This window comes from Vulgatibacter incomptus, assembly GCF_001263175.1.
In the GTDB taxonomy this organism is placed as follows: domain Bacteria; phylum Myxococcota; class Myxococcia; order Myxococcales; family Vulgatibacteraceae; genus Vulgatibacter; species Vulgatibacter incomptus.
Map to the genome: position 1 here is coordinate 2,853,965 of NZ_CP012332.1, position 17,347 is coordinate 2,871,311.

A 17,347-nucleotide genomic window follows, 5' to 3' on the forward strand; every position below is an offset into this window, starting at 1 on the left:
CGCGCGGCGGGTCCTGTTGATGACGGGCCCGCCGTCGCTGTTTTGGGTCCCTCAACGCACGTTGGCGGCGGCGCCGCTCCGGTCTTAAACGGAGCGGATCATGTTCCGCCATCTCCGCGACACCTTCGCCCAGGCGCCCCGCACCCTGGCGCTCGTCTGGTCGGCCTCCCGCCGGCTCACCCTCGTCCTGGGCAGCGTCACCGTGGCGGCCTCGCTCCTGCCGCTGCTCGTCGCCTACGTCGGCAAGCGGATCATCGACGCCGTCGTGGCCGCGTCCCCCGCGGAGGCGCTGCGCTGGGTCCTCCTCGAGCTCGCGGTGATCGCCGTCCAGGCCCTGGCGCAGCGGGGCCTCTCCCTCCTGCGCTCCATCCTCGGCGCCCGGCTCTCCCTCGACGTCAACCTGCGGATCCTCGAGAAGGCCCAGACCCTCGAGCTGCGCCACTTCGAGGATCCCACCTTCTACGACCAGCTCACCAAGGCGCGCCGCGAGGCATCGTCCCGCCCGATCTCGGTGGTGACGGAGCTCTTCCAGCTCTTCCAGAACACCCTCACCCTCGCGGGCTACGCCGTCCTCCTCCTGCAGTTCAGCGGGCTCGCCGTGCTGGGCCTGCTCATCGCCACCGTCCCCGCCACGGTCGCGGAGATGCGCTTCTCCGGCCTCGCCTTCCGCCTGCGCAACTGGCGCGCGCCGGAGGGGAGGAAGCTGAACTACCTCGAGCACGTCCTCGCGAACGACGGACACGCCAAGGAGGTCCAGCTCTTCGGCCTTGGGCCCCTCTTCCTCTCGCGCTACCGCCAGCTCGGAGAGACGCTCTACCGCGAGGACACCGCCCTCGCCCGGCGCCGCGCAGGATGGGCCTACGTGCTCTCGCTGCTCGGGACCGGCGCCTTCTACGCCTGCTACGCGATCCTCGCCCTCTCCGCCGCGAAGGGCGCCATCACCCTGGGTGAGTTGACCTTATACGTAGTCGCCTTTCGCCAGGGGCAGCAGGCCTTCCAGTCCATCCTCACCGCCGTGGGCGGCATGTACGAGGACAACCTCTACATGTCGAACCTCTTCCAGTTCCTGGCGATCCCCACTCGCCGGGCCGAATCCCCGAAATCACTCCAGGCGAGGGCCGAGCTCGGGATCCGCTTCGATGACGTCGGCTTTCGCTACCCCGGCCAGGAGCGCTTCGCCCTGCGCCACATCGACCTCTTCATCCCAGCCGGCCAGAGCCTCGCCCTCGTGGGCGAGAACGGCGCCGGCAAGACCACGTTCATCAAGCTGCTCTCGCGGCTCTACGAGCCCACCGAGGGGCGGATCCTCCTCGACGGCAAGCCCCTCGACGCCTGGGAGCCCGGGGCCCTGCGCAACCGCATCGGCGTGATCTTCCAGGACTTCAACCGTTACCAGCTCACTGTCCGGGAGAACGTCGGCATGGGGAGCGTCGACCACCTCCGCGAGGACCTGCGCATCGAGCGCGCCATCGAGAGGGGCGGCGCGTCCGACGTCATCTCCGCCTTCGAGGGCGGCCTCGAGACCCAGCTCGGCCGCTGGTTCCACTCCGGCGCCGAGCTCTCCGGCGGCCAGTGGCAGAAGCTCGCTCTCGCCCGCGCCTTCATGCGCGAGGAGGCCGACATCCTCATCCTCGACGAGCCCACCGCCGCCTTGGACGCCCGCGCCGAGGCCGCCGTCTTCGAGCGCTTCCGCGCCCTCGCAGAGGGCCGCACCACCATCGTGATCTCCCACCGCTTCCCTACCGTCCGAGCCGCCGACCGCATCGTCGTCATCGAGGACGGCCGGATCGTCGAGCAGGGCTCCCACGACGAGCTCGTCGCCGCAGACACCCGCTACGCCCGCCTCTTCGAGCTCCAGGCCTCCGGTTACCGCTGACTCGCGCCCCCGGACTTCCCGCGTTGCCCCGGCGGTTCCCATGAAGATCCGGGGCGGGCTTCCCTCGCAGGCCGGCTTCCTATACAGAGCGCGCAATGAAGTTCACCGACCTCGACATCCATCCTTCGTTTCTCCAAGCCCTAGCCTCCCGTGGATTCGAGGAATCGACCCCCGTACAGGCGGCCGTGCTCTCGCCGGAATACGCGGAGCGCGACCTCCTGGTCTCTTCGCGGACCGGCTCCGGCAAGACCGTGGCCTTCGGCCTCGCGATCGGCCGCGGCCTCCTCGGCGACGCGCCGCACCTTCCGCCCGTGGACCAGCCGCTCGCGCTGGTGGTGGCCCCGACCCGCGAGCTGGCCCTCCAGGTGCAGCGCGAGCTGCAGTGGCTCTACGGCCCGGCGGGCGGCCGCGTGGCCTCCTGCGTCGGCGGCATGGACATCCGCCGCGAGCAGCGCGCGCTGCAGGACGGCGCGCATTTCGTGGTGGGCACGCCCGGGCGCCTATGCGATCACCTCGAGCGCAAGACGCTGGACCTCTCCGGCCTGCACGCGGTGATCCTCGACGAAGCCGACGAGATGCTCGACATGGGCTTCCGCGAGGAGCTCGAGCGCATCCTCCAGGACGCGCCCACCGAGCGGCGCACCCTCCTCTTCTCGGCCACGCTGCCGAAGGAGATCGACCAGCTGGCGCGGCGCTACCAGCGCGACGCGGCGCGGATCGCGGCGACCTCGCCGGAGGCCGCCCACCAGGACATCGAGTACCGCGCGCACCTCGTGGCGGCCCGCGAGATCGAGCTCGGGGTGGTGAACACCATTCGCTTCCACGACTCGGCTCGGACGCTGGTCTTCTGCGCCACGCGCGACGGCGCGAGCCGCCTCTCCGCGAGCCTCACCGAGCGCGGCTTCGAGGCGGTGGCGCTCTCCGGCGAGCTCTCCCAGGCGGAGCGGACGCGGGCGCTGAAGGCGCTGCGCGACGGCCGGGCGAAGGTGCTGGTGGCGACGGACGTGGCGGCGCGCGGCCTCGACCTCCCCGAGATCGGCCTGGTGATCCACGCGGATCTGCCGATCGACGCCTCCGTGATGCAGCACCGGAGCGGCCGCACGGGCCGCGCCGGCCGCAAGGGCGTGAGCGTGGTGCTGTCGCCCGTGGGCAAGCGGCGGATCGCGGAGCGCCTCCTCCGGATGGCGAAGGTCGCGCCCGATTGGACGCCGATCCCTTCGAACGAGGAGATCCGCGCCCTCGACCAGGAGCGGCTGCTGCGCGAGATCGGCTCGCTCACCCAGGAGCTCTCGCCCGAGGATCTCGAGGTGGCCAAGCGCCTCATCGAAGAGCGAAGCGCCGAGGAGCTCGTGGCGGGCCTGGTGAAGGTCCACCGCGCGCGGCGCCCGGCGCCCGAGGAGATGCCGCAGACCCTGTCGACCCTCGATCGCGAGTCTGCCTTCCAGCGCGGGCGCAGCGAGAGAGGCTCCCGGGCCACCGCGCCCCGCGGCGGATCCTTCGGCGAAGAGTCGACTCCCTTCGGAACCCGGGGTCCGCGGCAGCGGCCTTCCTTCGGCGGTCCTGACGACGACGGCGTGTGGTTCCGCCTCAACGTGGGACGCGTCGCCAACGCGGATCCGCGCTGGCTCGTGCCGATCATCTGTCGCCGCGGCAACGTGACGAAGAGCGAGATCGGGCGGATCCAGATCCTCGATCGCGAGACCCGCTTCCAGATCTCGGCCGGGGCCGCCGCCGGCTTCCAGGAAGCCGCGAGCGTGCCCGACAAGAAGGATCCCTCGATCCGGATCATGCCGATGGGTGCCGGCGAGCAGCGCCCCTCGCGCCCGCCGAGCTTCGACCGCAGCGTCGAGGGCGAGAGGCCCGCGGAGCGCATGAGCGCGGAGGCTCCGGTCGTCGAGAACGCAGCGGCGGAGGGCGAGACCCCCGTCCGCGCGAGCGAGAAGAGCTTCGAGGCCGACAGTGCGCGGCCCTACCGTCCGGCTCGGAAGAGCTTCGACTCGAACGGCGAGCGCCCCTACCGCCCGGCGCAGAAGAGCTTCGACTCGAACGGCGAGCGGCCTTTCCGCCCGGCCCGGAAGAGCTTCGAGGCCGACGGCGCGCGGCCTTACCGTCCGGCGCAGAAGAGCTTCGACTCGAACGGCGAGCGGCCTTTCCGCCCGGCCCGAAAGAGCTTCGAGACCGACGGTGCGGGGCCTTACCGCCCGGCGCCGAAGAGCTTCGACTCGAACGGCGAGCGGCCTTACCGTCCGGCGCAGAAGAGCTTCGACTCGAACGGCGAGCGGCCTTTCCGCCCGGCCCGGAAGAGCTTCGAGGCCGACGGCGCGCGGCCCTACCGTCCGGCGCAGAAGAGCTTCGACTCGAACGGCGAGCGGCCCTACCGTCCGGCGCAGAAGAGCTTCGACTCGAACGGCGAGCGGCCCTTCCGTCCGGCGCAAAAGAGCTTCGACTCGAACGGCGAGCGGCCGTTCCGCCCGGCCCGGAAGAGCTTCGACACCAATGGCGAGCGTCCCTACCGCCCGGCAGCGAAGACGTTCGCCCCGGCCGGCGATCGCCCTGCCCGAAAGAGCTACGGCGAAGGCGGCGATCGCCCCTTCCGCCCTGCGGGAAAGACCTTCCCCGGAGCCGGTGGTCGGCCCTTCGAGAAGAGCTACGGCTATTCCGCGAGGCCCAAGGGTCCCAAGAAGCGGAGCTGAAAAGGCGCGCTCCACCGCGGCACCCATGAGGTAGGCTCGTCCCCATGCTGATCGCGACCTGGAACGTGAACTCGATCCGCGCCCGGCACGAGCGCCTGGTGGCCTTCCTGGAGCGCCACACACCTGACGTGGTCTGCCTCCAGGAGCTGAAGTGCGAAGCCGAGGTCCTCGAGGCGCTGAACCTCGAGTCCCTCGGCTATCAGGTCGCCGCCAACTGCCAGAAGACCTACAACGGCGTCGCGATCCTCTCGAAGCGCCCCATCGAAGACGTGGCGATCGGCCTCGGCGACGGCGAGGACGATCCCCAGGCCCGCCTCGTCTCGGCGACGATCGACGGCGTGCGCGTCGTCAGCGCCTACATCCCCAACGGCGGCGAGGTCGGCAGCGACAAGTACGTCTACAAGCTCCGCTGGCTGGAGCGGCTGCGCGCCTGGCTGGACGCGCACTGCGACCCCACCCGGCCGCTGGCGCTCTGCGGCGACTTCAACGTCGCCCCGGAGGCCCGCGACGTCTTCGATCCCGCCGCGATGGAGGGCGACACCCTCTTCCACGCCGACTCGCGGGACCGGCTCCAGCGGATCCTCGACTGGGGCCTCGTGGACACCTTCCGGCTCCAGCACGAGGACGCGGGCCTCTACTCCTGGTGGGACTACCGGATGCTCGCCTTCCCGAAGAACCGCGGCTTCCGGATCGACCTGATCCTCGCCACTCCCTCCCTCGCATCGCGGGTGGAGGGCTCGTCGATCGATCGCGAGGAGCGCAAGGGCAAGCAGCCCTCGGACCACGCCCCCGTGCTCGTGAAGATCGCTTAGCTCTTCGCCGCGGCCTCGATCCGGTCGGTGAACTCCGCCCTCTCGTCGTCGATCACCTTCCGCTCCGAGATCATGAAGGTGCGGAAGGCCCACCACGCCAGGTTGAACCAGGGCGGGAGCGGGAGCTTGCCTCTGCGGGCGACCTGCGTGGCGCCGGCGGCCAGGAAGCCCATCGCCGCCAGCGTCCCCAGGTTCACCGAGCCCCTGGTCGCGCGGAGCACGCCGAGGTCGAGCTCTTCGAACATGCGCGTCGCGGCGCGGGCCACCTCGCTGCCGTTGAAGAGCGCCAACCGGACGATCTCCCCTTCGACCTCGGCGGGCGACTCCTCCCCCGGCAGGACCACCTGATCCGCCCGGGTGAAGGCGCGGAGCGCGTCGAGGATCCTCGAGTCGTCCAGCTCCGTCGGATCGTAGAGACATAGGACACTGCCGGTAAACGGTCGGACCTCCACCTCCTCCATCCCGTCGAGACGGCTCAGATGGTCGGCGATGGCGTCTCCCTCGTTCGGCTTCTCGCGCAGCCAGCCCAGGCGGAGCCGGAGGCGGCCTTGGCTCTGGTGCACGACGTAGGCGACCCGCTTCATGCCCTTCCCCCGGTCAGTGATGCGTCGGCGACTCCTTGCCGCGCGCCCGCGCGCGGGCCTCGGCCATGAGATCCGAGAGATCCTCCTGCTTCATCGCGCCCCTGGCGACGATCGCGTCCACGAAGCGATAGCCCGCCGTGGCGAGCTCGACGAGCAGCGGCCGCAGGTGCTTGGAGAGCAGCACCGTGCCCGCGCCGGCGCCATAGCCGATCAGGAAGGACGGCAGGTGGAACTTCATCGCGACTCTCCTCCTCTTCGAATCACGCGGATTCGGGGCGCCGCCGACAGGAGCATCGGCGCGGCCAGGCCCACGGCGAATCCGCCGAGGAGCAGCGGCGTCGGCGCCGGGATCCGGAGGACGCGCCGGAGCTGGGGAACGACCAATCCCCCGAGATGCAGGAGCGCCGCCGAGCCCACCAGCCCCGCGAAGCGGGCGTCTGCACCGGCACGCTCCTGCCTCGATCCGCGCCGCGGCGCCCGGCAGGCCACCGCGTAGCCGAGCTGGGCGGTCGGCAGGACGGCGAAGGCCAGGGGCGGACCGCCGAGGATCATCGCGCCGGCGCCCATGGCCGTCATCCAGCCTCCGTCGCGAACGAGGCGACGCAGATCTTCGCCGTCGATGAGGGGCGCGCCCTTCACCGCCGGTGGGCGATCCAGCACCTCGGGCTTGCCCGGCTCGAGGGCGAGGGCGAGCGCGGGCAGCGTATCCGAGAGGAGGTTGAGCCAGAGGAGCTGCAGCGGGAGCAGCGGCTCGGGGAGGCCGACGAGGAGCGCACCCAGGATCAGCGCCAGCTCCGAGAGGTTGGTGGCGCAGATGAAGTGCAGCGATCGGCGCAGGTTGTCCTGGACGATCCGCCCCTCGCCCACCGCGGCCAGGATGGTCCGGAGATCGTCGCCCGCCATCACCAGATCGGCGACCTGCCTCGCGAGATCGCTCGCCCTGGCGCCGACCGAGATCCCCACGTCCGCGACCTTCAGCGCCGGCGCGTCGTTGATCCCGTCCCCAGCCATCGCCACGATCTCGCCGCGCTCCTGGAGGAGCTTCACCACGGCGAGCTTCTCCTCCGGCGTGATCCGGGCGAGGACCGCGGTCCGATCGAGGCGGCGGGCGAGCTCGTCTCGGCCAAGTGTGGCGAGCTCGCTCGCGAGGAGCGTGCCGCCGCCCAGGTCGAGCTCGCCGGCGATGGCCTCCGCGGTCCGCCGCTGATCCCCCGTGAGGATCACGGTGCGGATCCCTGCTCGCCGCGCCAGGCGGATCGCCTCCCCCGCCCCCTCCCGGATCGGATCGCGCAAGCCGGCGAGGCCGATGAACGTGAGGCCGCCCTCCAAGTGAGACGGATCTTCACCTTCAGAGAACCGCTTCCAGGCGAAGGCGAGCACGCGGAGTCCGGCCGAGGCGAGCGCCGCGTTGCTCTCGCGCAGGCGGGCGCGGCCCTCGTCGCCCAGGGCTCCCGAGCGGTCGCGATCACAGAGGTCAATGACCTGGCCCGGCGCTCCCTTCACGAAGGCGACGAGCTCGCCGTCCGGCGCGTCGTGGAGGCTCACGACGTAGCGGACGCCCCGGGACCGCTCCCGCAGCTCCCGGCGCGGGAAGGCCTGCCGCAGCCGCGCACCGTCGAGACCCGCGTGCTCCGCGCCGAGGACCAGCGCGCGCTCGGTGGAGCTCCCCGCGAGCCGCGTCTCGCCGCGCACCTCTTCCACCTCGCTGTTGAGCAGGCCCGCTGCGAGGAGAAGGGATCCGGGATCCTCCAGGATCCGCTCCGGATCCGCCGTGATCGTCGCCGGGTCGACGGCACCATCGCCCAGGTCGATCGCCTCGAGGCGCATCTCGTTCCGCGTGAGCGTGCCGGTCTTGTCCGCGCAGATCACGCTGACCGTGCCGAGGGCCTCCGAGGCCGCCAGACGGCGCACGATCATCCCGTGGCGGTGGAGCCTCTGCATCGAGCGCACGAGGGCGGCGGTGGCCACGATCGGCAGGCCCTCCGGGATCGCCGCGACGCCGAGGGCCACGGCGCTCTGCAGGACCCGCGCAAAGCTCCTTCCGCGCAGCAGACCCAGCCCGGCGGAGAGGCCGGCGGCGCCGAGCGAGGCCCAGGCCAGGCCGTTCGACAGGCTCTCGAGGCGCTTGGTGACGGGCGCCTGGGGCGCCTGGGAGGTCTCGACCAGGCGGCGCACCCGCGCGAGCTCCGTGGCCCCTGCGGTCGCCACCACGACCGCGCGCCCGGAGCCGGCGACCACGGTGGAGCCGGCGTAGAGCATGGAGGTCCGCTGTGCGAGCGGCTCGTCCGCGGGGACGGGCTCGTCGCTCTTCTGCTGGGCCTCGCTCTCGCCGGTGAGGGGCGCCTCGTCGGCGGCGAGGCGCCGGGACTCGATCAGCCGCGCGTCTGCGGGCAGCACGTCGCCGGAGCGGCAGACCAGCACGTCGCCCGGCACCAGCTCCGTCGCCGCGACGTTCACGAGCGAGCCGCCGCGCACGGCGAGGGCTACGCCGGACTCGAGCTTGCGCCACGACGCGAGGATCTCCTGGTTCTTGCTCTCGATCCGGTAGCCGATGGCGGCGTTCAGGCCGATCACCACGAGGATCGCGGTGGCCTCCAAGGCCTGGCCCGTAACGGCGGCGAGACCCGCGGAGCCGAAGAGGAGGCCCATGGGGAGGTTCGCCACCTGGCCGAAGGCGATCTCCAGGCGGGAGCGCTCGTCCACGGGCTCCACCAGGTTGGCCCCGTAGCGCCGCAGCCTGGCCGCTGCCTCGGCGTGGTCCAGGCCGTCCGGCCCGGAGCCCAGCTCCTCGAGGACGTCGGCGACGCTCAGCGCGTGCCACTGCCTCTCGGTCCGTCTCCCATTCCGTGGCGGTGCAGCCGCCTCCCGGCCCTCCTCGTGGAGCTCCGCGAGCAGGGGCGTCCCTGGCGAGTAGCGGATCAGGACCCGCCCACTGAGCGGATTCGCCCTCGCCTCGACGATCCCCGGCCAGGCCCCGACGGTCTGCTCGAGCCTGCGGCCGAGGTGGCGATCGCCCACGAGGCCCGGTACCTCCAGCCGGAGCCTGCGGGCCGCCCGGTGGTGGCGCGCGACCCGGGCAGGATGGACCTGGGTATCGGCGAGGAGGACGATCATCCGGACGTTCGGGTGGGCCTACGAGGCTTCCAAACCTGCGGGCGCATCCCGCGCCCCGTCCATCCTCCGTTCGTGCCCCTATCCCGCCGAGACCACCCGTCCGCGCCCGGACCGCTTCGCGACGTAGAGGCGGCGGTCGGCAGCCTGGATCAGCGCCTCGGTCGAGCTGCCGTCCTCGGGCGCGCCGGCGATGCCGACGCTGAACGAGCACGAGAAGCGCGTCTTGCCGCTCTCGTCGAAGAAGGGCACCTGCGAGAACTCCTCGAGGACGCGCCCGAGCACGGCGGTCACCGTCTCCGGCGTCTCTCCGGGGAAGGCCAGGAGGAACTCCTCCCCACCCCAGCGGCCGCGGAGGTCTTCTGCGCGGAACCTGGCCGCGAGCAGTCTCCCGAGGCGCATCAGCACGCGGTCCCCCACCAGGTGACCGTGTGCGTCGTTGACCTTCTTGAAGTGGTCGAGATCGAGGAGGGCGATCGTGATCGGCCTGCCGTGCCGCCTGGCCTCCGCGCAGCGCGCCGGGAGCACCTCGAAGAGGGCCCGTCGGGTGAGGAGGCCCGTGAGGGGATCGCGATCCGAGCGCTCCTTCAGGAGGCGGTTGCGCTCGAGCCGGAGCCGTACGCGCGTGAGGATCTCCTGCGGGATCACCGGCTTGGCCAGGTAGTCGTCCGCGCCCGCCTCGAAGGCCTCGATGCGGGCGGAGATCTCGGTGTGCGCCGTGAGGAAGAGGATCGGCAGATCCTGCATGTCGGGCGTCATCCGGACCAGCCTGCAGGCGTCCATCCCCGACATCCCCGGAAGCTCCATGTCCAGGAGGAGGAGGTCGGGCCGCGACTCGGTGAGCCTCTCGAGCATGGCGGGGACGTCGTGGACCGTGTGGACCGCCATCCGCTCCGCCTCCAGGAGGCCCTGGAGATGGGACGCAAAGTCGGGGTCGTCGTCGACGATCAGGATCTGCGGGAGCCCGCGCCTGCGCTGGGCCATCATCTGGCGGATGGCCGACTCGAGCTGCTGGCTGCTCAGGGGCTTGGTGAGGAAGAGCGACGCGCCCGAGTGTGCCGCCGCCACCCGATTCTCCATCCCCGCGTCCACGCTCACGATCGAGAACGGGAGGTTCTCCTTGCCCGGCAGCGCGCGAAGGGCCCGCCCGAGCTCGTAGGCGTCCTCGCCCGGCGCCAGGTGCGCGTCGAGGATGGCGGCGTCGATCCGGCCCGACTTCGCCACCCGGACGGCCTCGGCGGCGCTCGGCACGCCGATTACGTCCACGAGCTGGCTGCGCCCCATCTCGCGGATGAGCGCGAGGAAGCGCAGATCGTCGTCGACGACGAGCACGCGGGCGAGGGCGTTGAAGGGCGCGTGGAAGCTGTGCGGAACCGCCTGGATCCCCTGCTCCGCGAGATCGAGCGCCTGGCTCGCGGCTCGCAGCGCGGAGTCGGAGAGGGCGCCCTGCTCCAGCGCCGCCATGGCCAAGCCCTCGATCCGCCCCGCTTCCTCCCCCACCTGCAGGAATCCGTAGGAGCCAGCGGTCCCGCGGAGCTGATGGGCGAGCTCCCGCACCTCGCCGATGGCCCGGAAGTCGCCAGGGTGATCCTGGGCCAGGTCGAGCAGGGAGCGGAGCTCGGTCAGGCGCCGCGGGAGCTCCGCGCGATACTTCTCGCGGAGCTCCTCCAGCGTCTGGGCGAACTCGCTCTCGCGGTCGGTGGTCGGTGCCGCTTGCTCGCGGACCGGACCCGAGATCCGGACGAGGCGATCGAGCTCCGAGTCGACGATCTCCGCGAAGTCGCCCGGGATGATCGGCTTGTGGATCACCCTCATCACCCGGAGCTCGTCGACCAGCCTCCGGCTCGACAGCGGCTCGCGCCAGAGGGAGGACACGAGGACCAGCGGCACGTCGTTCCCGCGGGCGCGGAGCCTGGAAATCCACTGCAGGCCGTCGGTGTCCGGAAGCGAGGCGTCGACGATCACGAGCTCGGGGGCGACCTCCCGGAGCGCGGCGTCCCCGGCCTCGCCTCCCCCCGCCTCGTAGACCTCGTGCTTCCGGGCCCGCAGCAGGCCCGCCAGCAGCTCCCGGAATCGTGAATCACCGTCGACGAGCAGGATCTTTGCGGCCATGACCACCGTTGGGTAACGAGGAGGAGCATCGGGACGCCGAGACCCCAGTCTACGTCATGGGATTGAGTTGTCGCAGGAACCTTCTCCGTTGAACCGTCCCTGGGAACGGGACGCCGCGAGGAGGTAGTCGCGGAGGTTGTCGTCCGCGAGCGGGACGCTCCCGGGCGAGTAGAAGATCCGCGCACCGCTCTCGTCGACCAGGGGGCTCCCGTCCGCTGCCTTCAGGTTCGCGAGACGCTGCTCCACGAGGGCGTCGAAGGGGATCGTCCAGCCCGTCCCTTCCTGCACCGCCATCGCCGCGATGGGCTCGAAGCGCATCCTCGCGTCCTTGTGGTCGCCGAGGTGGTCGTAGAAGAGGTGATCGAGGTGGAGCGTGATCTGGTAGTCGGCGTCCGCGTTGTTGCGGATCACCACGCCGGGCTTGCCGTCGACGCCGTTCCGGCAGTCGTGGTTGCGGGTGGGGTTCGCCAGGCCCCAGGAGAAGTGGAGCTCACGCCCGTCCTTCTTCGCCTTCCCCTCGACGAGGTAGTTGAAGCCGCCCTCGACCATCCGATCCCGATCCGCCTCCGAGACCGCGCCCACCACCCGGGAACCCGGGTCGGCCGGGAGGATGTCGTAGCCGAAGCGCTCCCAGCGGCGGGCGCCAAGGCCGGACATCCGGAAGACCACGGGCTCGCCCTTCACCAGGTCGACGATCACCGCGTCCTCGCCGTCCCACGCGAGCTTACCGTCGGCGCCCTCGATCCGGACGTTGCCCACGCTCACCAGGTACTTGTCGAACTTCACCGCCCAGCCGTCGACGAAGGCGAGCTCGTCGTCGCCGGGGACGGGGTAGCCGGTGACGGCGGCCTCTTCGCCGCTGATGTTCAAGGTGAGGGAGCCGGTGCCGCCCTCGTCGCCGCCACAGGCGGAGGCGAGGAGGCAGGCTGCGACCAAAAGGCGAACTCTCATCTCGTTTTCCTCGGGGACGTGCGTCCCGTCATGGCCGCGCAGTCGCGCGGTCGCGCGTCGGTCAGCGAATCGAAAAGGTCCCGTAGCCCCGGGCGCCGATGAACCACGCGCCTCGGACCTGGCCATCCGGAGCGATCGTCCGAACGCCCTCGGCGTCGGCGGGACCGAGCGTGGAGAAATCTGCCTCGTCGAACCAGCGCTCCAGGTGCAGCTCGAGGACCACGAGGCTCCCGTCGTCGAGCTCCACGTCGGCGGGGATGCCCACGACCTTGCGGAAGGTGCCCTCCGGGAGGTCGAGGCCGCCCCGGAACCGGACCGTCTCCTCGCCGCGGGTGGCGGTGCCCACCACCCACGCGTGGTGGCCGTGGAGCCCGTCGGTGCCGGGCTTCGGCGGCTCGAGGCCCAGGTTCACCGCCCGCACCGGCCCGGCGATCCCCCGAAGGTCGGCGATCGGCTGCACGCCCGCGTGCAGGGCGTCGAAGACGAACTGGGTGAGGAGCTCGCCCTTCACCTCGCCCCCGTCGAAGTCGTCGAAGCCCGAGTGGGCGTAGGCCCGCGGCGCGATCCAGTCCAGGAGCCGGAAGTTGCGCGCCGACGGAGGCGGGTTGGTGAGGAGGTAGATCGGCCCCACGGCGATGCGGGCCTCCTCCAGGCTCACGTCCCAGCCGAGGCGGTTCGTGAACCGGCCCGGCGCCGCGTCGCCCCTCGGCACCGACTCCGCGCCGAGGGCGAAGCCCACCTCCCTGCCACCGGTCCCGCTCCCGCCGCATGCGCAGGCCGCGAGGGCGAGGGCGACCCAGATCCGCTTCATGGTCCCATCCTGTCGTTCTCGAGAATCACACTCAAAGTGAAGAGCGCCATCCGGGGCGGCGCCGCCGCGAAGTGGAGCGCCGCTACCCGCGATGGCGTGGCGTCCGACGCCGCGAAGTTCGAGGCGTAGTTGAACTGCGCCGCGTAGTAGCGAGCGTCGAGGAGGTTCGTCACCTGGAGGCCCGCCTCGACCATCCCCCAGCGGACGCGGCCGCCCACGTCCACCGTGAGGACTGGGTCGCCCAGCCTGTCCAGGGGGAGGGGCCGCGCGCCGATCCAGTTGACGCCGACCGCGGCGCTCGCCGGGAGCTCTTCGCCCGCGACCGCGATCCGCCTGCGGAAGGCCGCGTCCACGCGCGCCACCCACCGAGGCACGTAGGGGAGCCTGGCCCCCGCGTCGATCGCCCAGAAGCCGGCGCCGTCCGGCGACAGCCGGGCCTCGGTCCAGGTGAAGCTCCCCTGGGTCGCCAGCCAGCGCCCGGCCTCGACCTGTGCGGCGGCGAGGGCGCCGTAGCGGCTCGAGGCGCCCACGAAGACGTTCCGGGCATGCCTCTCGTCGAAGACCAGGTCGCGATCGACCCTCGTGGTGAACGCGACCAGCCGGGCCTGGTAGGGGACCAGCGCTTCTCCCTGGCGGACGAGGCCGGTCTCGGCGGCGCGCACCCTTGCGAAGGGCGCGAACTCGCCGTCCGAGAGGGCAGCGACATCGGACGACCGAACCCCGACGCCGTAGCTCGTGATCCAGTCCAGTCCATCGGCCAGCCGGACAATGGCGGTCAGCCTCGGCTCGAGGGCCAGGCCGTTCGCCCCGAGCTCCTGCGTGGGCTCCCGGGGACCGGCGCGGGTCTCGGTGGGCCGGTTGCGGTCCGTGACGTCGAAGAAGAAGGAGTCGACGCGGAATCCGCCGGCGAGCCGGAACCAACCCGTGAGCCTCGTGCGGGCGGCGGCATACGCCCCGAGGTTCGTCACCCGCAGCGCATTGTCCAGGCTCGTGGAGTACGGATCCCCACCGGGGCGGCGCAGCTTGCGGATCGTGGATTCGCCGTCGTCGTACCGCGCCAGGTAGCCGACCTCGAGCTCCTGCGGGAGCCCGGCCACCTCGCGGCGGAGGACGAGGTTCCCCCGGAGGCCGACGGTGAACGCCGAGTACAGCTCCTCCTGTCCGTCGCCCCGCTGGAGCGGATCGTCGAAGAGGTAGCCGGTGAAGTTCTCCGCCAGGCGCAGGCGCCGGCTCGAGAAGAAGATCGTCTGGCTCGCGTCCTGCCAGGCTTCCTGCCGGCTCAAGGTCGCGAAGAAGCCGTGGCGGGAGCTCTCGCCGCCCTGCCCGGGGTCGTACGCGCAGAAGAACTGGCTGTCCCGATCGGAGCCGCAGGGGAGCCGCCCCGCCTCGTAGTCGTCCACGCGGATGACGCCGGCGCTGTCGAAGCTCGTGGCGTAGCTCGTCCCCACCAGCCGCAGGCGGGTCCTGTCGTCGAAGCGGTGCTCGTAGCCGGCCATCGCGGAGCCGCCGGCGTAGGCACGCGCTGGGCCGAAGCCGTCGCCGCGCCTCAGGAGCACGCCCACGAAGGTGCCGCTCGGCGCGGAGTCCCCGGGGCCCCAGAGCATGGTCAGCTCCTGGGCTCCGTAGGTCCCCTGCCCGCCCTGCACCCGGAGGCCGCGCTCGGGGAGGCCGAGGCGGTACTCCACGCTCCCCGCCACCGCGAAGTCGCCCTGGGCCGGGTCGAAGGGCCCCTCCACCACCCGCACCGACTCGACCAGCTCGGGGATGATGAAGTGGGTGTCGGCGTAGCCGTGGCCGTGGGGGTTCGAGGGCTCGTTGAGCGGGACCGCCTCCAGTCGGAACTCGATGTCCTGGCCCTCGCCCGCGTCGAAGCCCCGGAGGAAGACCGCGGAGGCGTGGCCCTCGCCCTGGTGGTTGCTGAGGAGGATCCCGGGCGCGAGCGTGAGCAGCTCCTGGGCGGAGCGCCTCGGCACGTCGCGGTACGACGCCGGCCGGAGCAGGAGATCGCTCGCCGCCACAGGGGCCGGCGGCGGGCGCTTGCCGACCACCGTCGTCTCGAAGCCGGGGAGCTCGGCGGGAACCTCGTCCTCCGACGCCGGCCGGGGAACGGCTCTGGCCTTCGGGGGCGACGCCGCGACGGGCTCCTCTGCGGTCTCGGGGGTCTGCGCCGCGGAGGGCTCCGCGGCTGCGGCGGGAATCGACGCCGCGAGAGGCTCCTCGGCTGCGGTCCCGGGAGTCGGCGCCGCGAGGACCTGCTCGGCTGCGGTCGGCGTCTCGACGAGCTCCTCGGCTGCGATCGCGCGCGGGGCCGAGGCGAGCAGGAGACAGATGGCGGCGAGCGGGGAGACCTTCAAGCGTCGATCCACGGCCGCGGACGCGCGACCGATCGGCGCCAGAACGGGCGCCCGAAATGGGGATAGAGATCCCCATCCGGGAAATCAAGCGCCCGGCCGCCCGGGCATGTTCGATCGGAGGTCCGCGGGCCGAGCGCCCCGCTGCCGCCCGGCGGCGAAAGACCTCGTCCGCTGTCCTTCGACCTGCGTACGCGAATCCACCGCTTGCGCGTCGACCTCCGCAGACCTTGCCTGCCGCCGTGACGACCACGCCGTTCTCCAGGAGAGCGGCACCGGCGTCGCAGTTGACCAATCGGAACGTCGAAGGGGAGGCCGCGAGCAACGACTCGAAGGTGTTCAGGGGACATGGGTGACACTCCTGCCCGAGGACATGGGTGACACTTCTTCGCAGCGAGCTTGCTATCGCTCTCGCACCGTGCGAAAATCAGTGCCGAATCAAATTTCCGGGGGAATGGATGGCGAAGCGAACAAGGGAAAGGCAGCTCGAGCTTCGACTGCCGACCTGGGGCGGGAAGCGCGCCGGCGCCGGGAGGAAGCCCGCCGGCCCGAAGGCGGGGGTGGCGCACGCGGCGCGAGGCCCGCTAGCGAGCCGGCACCCGGTCCACGTGACCTTGCGGATGCGGGACGAGGTCTGGAACCTCCGGACGCGTCGCTGCTACCGGATCCTTGAAAAGGCGCTGTTCGCGGCCTCGGATCACAAGGGCATGCGGCTCACGACCTACTCGGTGCAGGGGAACCACCTCCACCTCGTCGTCGAGGCGCAGGACGGGCAGGCGCTCTCGCGGGGGGTGCAGGGCCTGTGTGTGCGCATCGCGCGCGGCCTCAACCGCCTGATGAAGCGCAAGGGAAAGGTCTTTGCCGACCGCTTCCACTCGCACGTGCTCAGCACGCCTCGCGAGGTTAGAAACGCCGTCGCCTACGTGCTGGGCAACGCCCGCATCCACGCGCTCCGGCAGGGTCGGCCGGCGCCGGCGTCCGCCGACCCATATTCGGCTGGCCCTGGAGACCCGACCGTCGCCCTCCCGCGCACCTGGTTGCTCCGGGTCGGGTGGCGCTCGGTACGCGGCGCCGCCCCTGCGTGACCCGACCCTGCGACCGAACGCTCGACCTCGTCGAGCGCAGGAAAGGCCTGCCGGCCGCCCGCCGGATCGCCCTGAACCTGCTTCGAAGGGTGGATCGTCAGCCCGCCAAAAGGCGGTGTAGCTTGGGCTGCACACCCGTCGCAGCGAGGAGCGAATCGAGCTCCTTGCGCGCCGCCGGGTTCGATCCCCGCACCTTCCGGCCCACGATCAGCTCGTTCTTGAGCGAGTGCTCCCAGCCGGTGAGCTCGGTCACCGTCACCGAGTACCCATGGGCCTCCAGGGTGAGGGCCCGCAGCACGTTGGTGAGGTGCGAGCCGAACTCCCGCCGATGCCAGGGATGCGAGAACAGGCTCGAGATCGGCGGCTCCGCCGCCTTCCGCTCCTTGAGCTGAGCCGCGACCTCCGCCTGGCAGCAGGGCACCACCGCCACGTGATCCGCGTTCCCGCGGATCGCGAGGAAGAGCGCGTCGTCCGTCGCCGTGTCGCAGGCATGGAGCGCCGTGACCAGGTGGAGCCGAGGAGGCAGCATCGCCTCCTCGAGTCGAGAGTGAACGAGCTCCATCCGGGAGAAGCCCAGGCGATCCGCGCGCTCGCGGGCGGCCCGCACCAGCTCCTCGCGCCCCTCGATCGCCAGGATCCGCCCCTTCTCCGCCTTGGCGAGGAAGAGCTCGTAGAAGATGAAGCCGAGGTAGCCCTTGCCCGCGCCGCAATCCACGACCACCGGATCGCCGAAGCGCTCGAGCACGTCCTCCACCGCAGGCTGCAGGAGCTGAACCAGGTGATTCACCTGCTTGAGCTTACGCAGGGAGTCCGCGTTGAGGTTGCCCTCGCGCGTGAGCAGATGGAGCTCCTGCAGGAGCTTGGTCGACTCCCCCTGGAGTAGCTCCCTCTTCACCGCCCCGCTCTTCACCTGCCGCCGCATCCGAACGCCCTCTCGTCAAGAACGCCCCGGCGCATACCA

At 71.4% G+C, this 17,347-nt stretch carries 12 protein-coding genes; 4 read left to right on the top strand and 8 right to left on the bottom strand.

Annotated elements, in window-relative coordinates; translation table 11 throughout:
- Positions 1-100: 100 nt before the first annotated feature.
- From AKJ08_RS11885 to xth, 3 genes are all read left to right on the top strand, one after another.
- A complete protein-coding gene (locus tag AKJ08_RS11885; protein WP_050726265.1) occupies positions 101-1,876 on the top strand; it encodes an ABC transporter ATP-binding protein in 1,776 nt (591 codons plus the stop codon).
- Positions 1,877-1,971: 95 nt separating this feature from the next.
- Positions 1,972-4,569 (top strand): DEAD/DEAH box helicase, encoded by a 2,598-nt coding sequence (locus AKJ08_RS11890; RefSeq protein ID WP_050726266.1) that lies wholly within the window; start codon positions 1,972-1,974, stop codon positions 4,567-4,569.
- A gap of 44 nt (positions 4,570-4,613) precedes the next feature.
- Positions 4,614-5,381, top strand: a complete 768-nt coding sequence (xth, locus tag AKJ08_RS11895; protein ID WP_050726267.1) for an exodeoxyribonuclease III — start codon at positions 4,614-4,616, stop codon at positions 5,379-5,381.
- Here the strand turns inward: xth and AKJ08_RS11900 are convergent.
- The 7 genes from AKJ08_RS11900 to AKJ08_RS11930 form a co-directional block, all read right to left on the bottom strand.
- Entirely contained in the window at positions 5,378-5,965 is a 588-nt protein-coding gene (locus AKJ08_RS11900; RefSeq protein WP_050726268.1) for an HMA2 domain-containing protein, read from the bottom strand. The genes xth and AKJ08_RS11900 overlap by 4 nt on opposite strands.
- A gap of 13 nt (positions 5,966-5,978) precedes the next feature.
- Positions 5,979-6,203 carry a hypothetical protein gene (locus tag AKJ08_RS11905; RefSeq protein ID WP_050726269.1) on the bottom strand — a complete coding sequence of 75 codons (225 nt, stop codon included), beginning with the start codon at positions 6,201-6,203 and terminating at the stop codon, positions 5,979-5,981.
- Positions 6,200-9,079, bottom strand: a complete 2,880-nt coding sequence (locus AKJ08_RS11910; protein WP_050726270.1) for a cation-translocating P-type ATPase — start codon at positions 9,077-9,079, stop codon at positions 6,200-6,202. The genes AKJ08_RS11905 and AKJ08_RS11910 overlap by 4 nt, the downstream gene beginning before the upstream one ends.
- 78 nt (positions 9,080-9,157) lie before the next feature.
- Complete coding sequence (locus AKJ08_RS11915) at positions 9,158-11,188, bottom strand: response regulator (RefSeq protein WP_050726271.1); 2,031 nt, start codon at positions 11,186-11,188, stop codon at positions 9,158-9,160.
- Between the two features lie 54 nt (positions 11,189-11,242).
- Positions 11,243-12,139: a hypothetical protein gene (locus tag AKJ08_RS11920; protein WP_157370636.1), complete on the bottom strand. Its 897-nt coding sequence runs from the start codon at positions 12,137-12,139 to the stop codon at positions 11,243-11,245.
- A 61-nt stretch (positions 12,140-12,200) separates the two neighbouring features.
- Positions 12,201-12,950, bottom strand: a complete 750-nt coding sequence (locus tag AKJ08_RS11925; RefSeq protein ID WP_050726273.1) for a hypothetical protein — start codon at positions 12,948-12,950, stop codon at positions 12,201-12,203.
- Positions 12,947-15,304 (bottom strand): TonB-dependent receptor domain-containing protein, encoded by a 2,358-nt coding sequence (locus tag AKJ08_RS11930; protein WP_050726274.1) that lies wholly within the window; start codon positions 15,302-15,304, stop codon positions 12,947-12,949. The genes AKJ08_RS11925 and AKJ08_RS11930 overlap by 4 nt, the downstream gene beginning before the upstream one ends.
- Positions 15,305-15,759: 455 nt before the next feature.
- On the opposite strand from AKJ08_RS11930, the gene AKJ08_RS11935 reads away from it, so the two are divergent.
- Positions 15,760-16,386, top strand: coding sequence for a transposase (locus tag AKJ08_RS11935; protein ID WP_050726275.1), 627 nt, complete (start codon positions 15,760-15,762; stop codon positions 16,384-16,386).
- 97 nt (positions 16,387-16,483) lie between these two features.
- Here AKJ08_RS11935 and AKJ08_RS11940 read toward each other — a convergent pair whose 3' ends face one another.
- Positions 16,484-17,308, bottom strand: coding sequence for a class I SAM-dependent methyltransferase (locus AKJ08_RS11940; protein WP_050726276.1), 825 nt, complete (start codon positions 17,306-17,308; stop codon positions 16,484-16,486).
- Positions 17,309-17,347 lie beyond the last annotated feature (39 nt).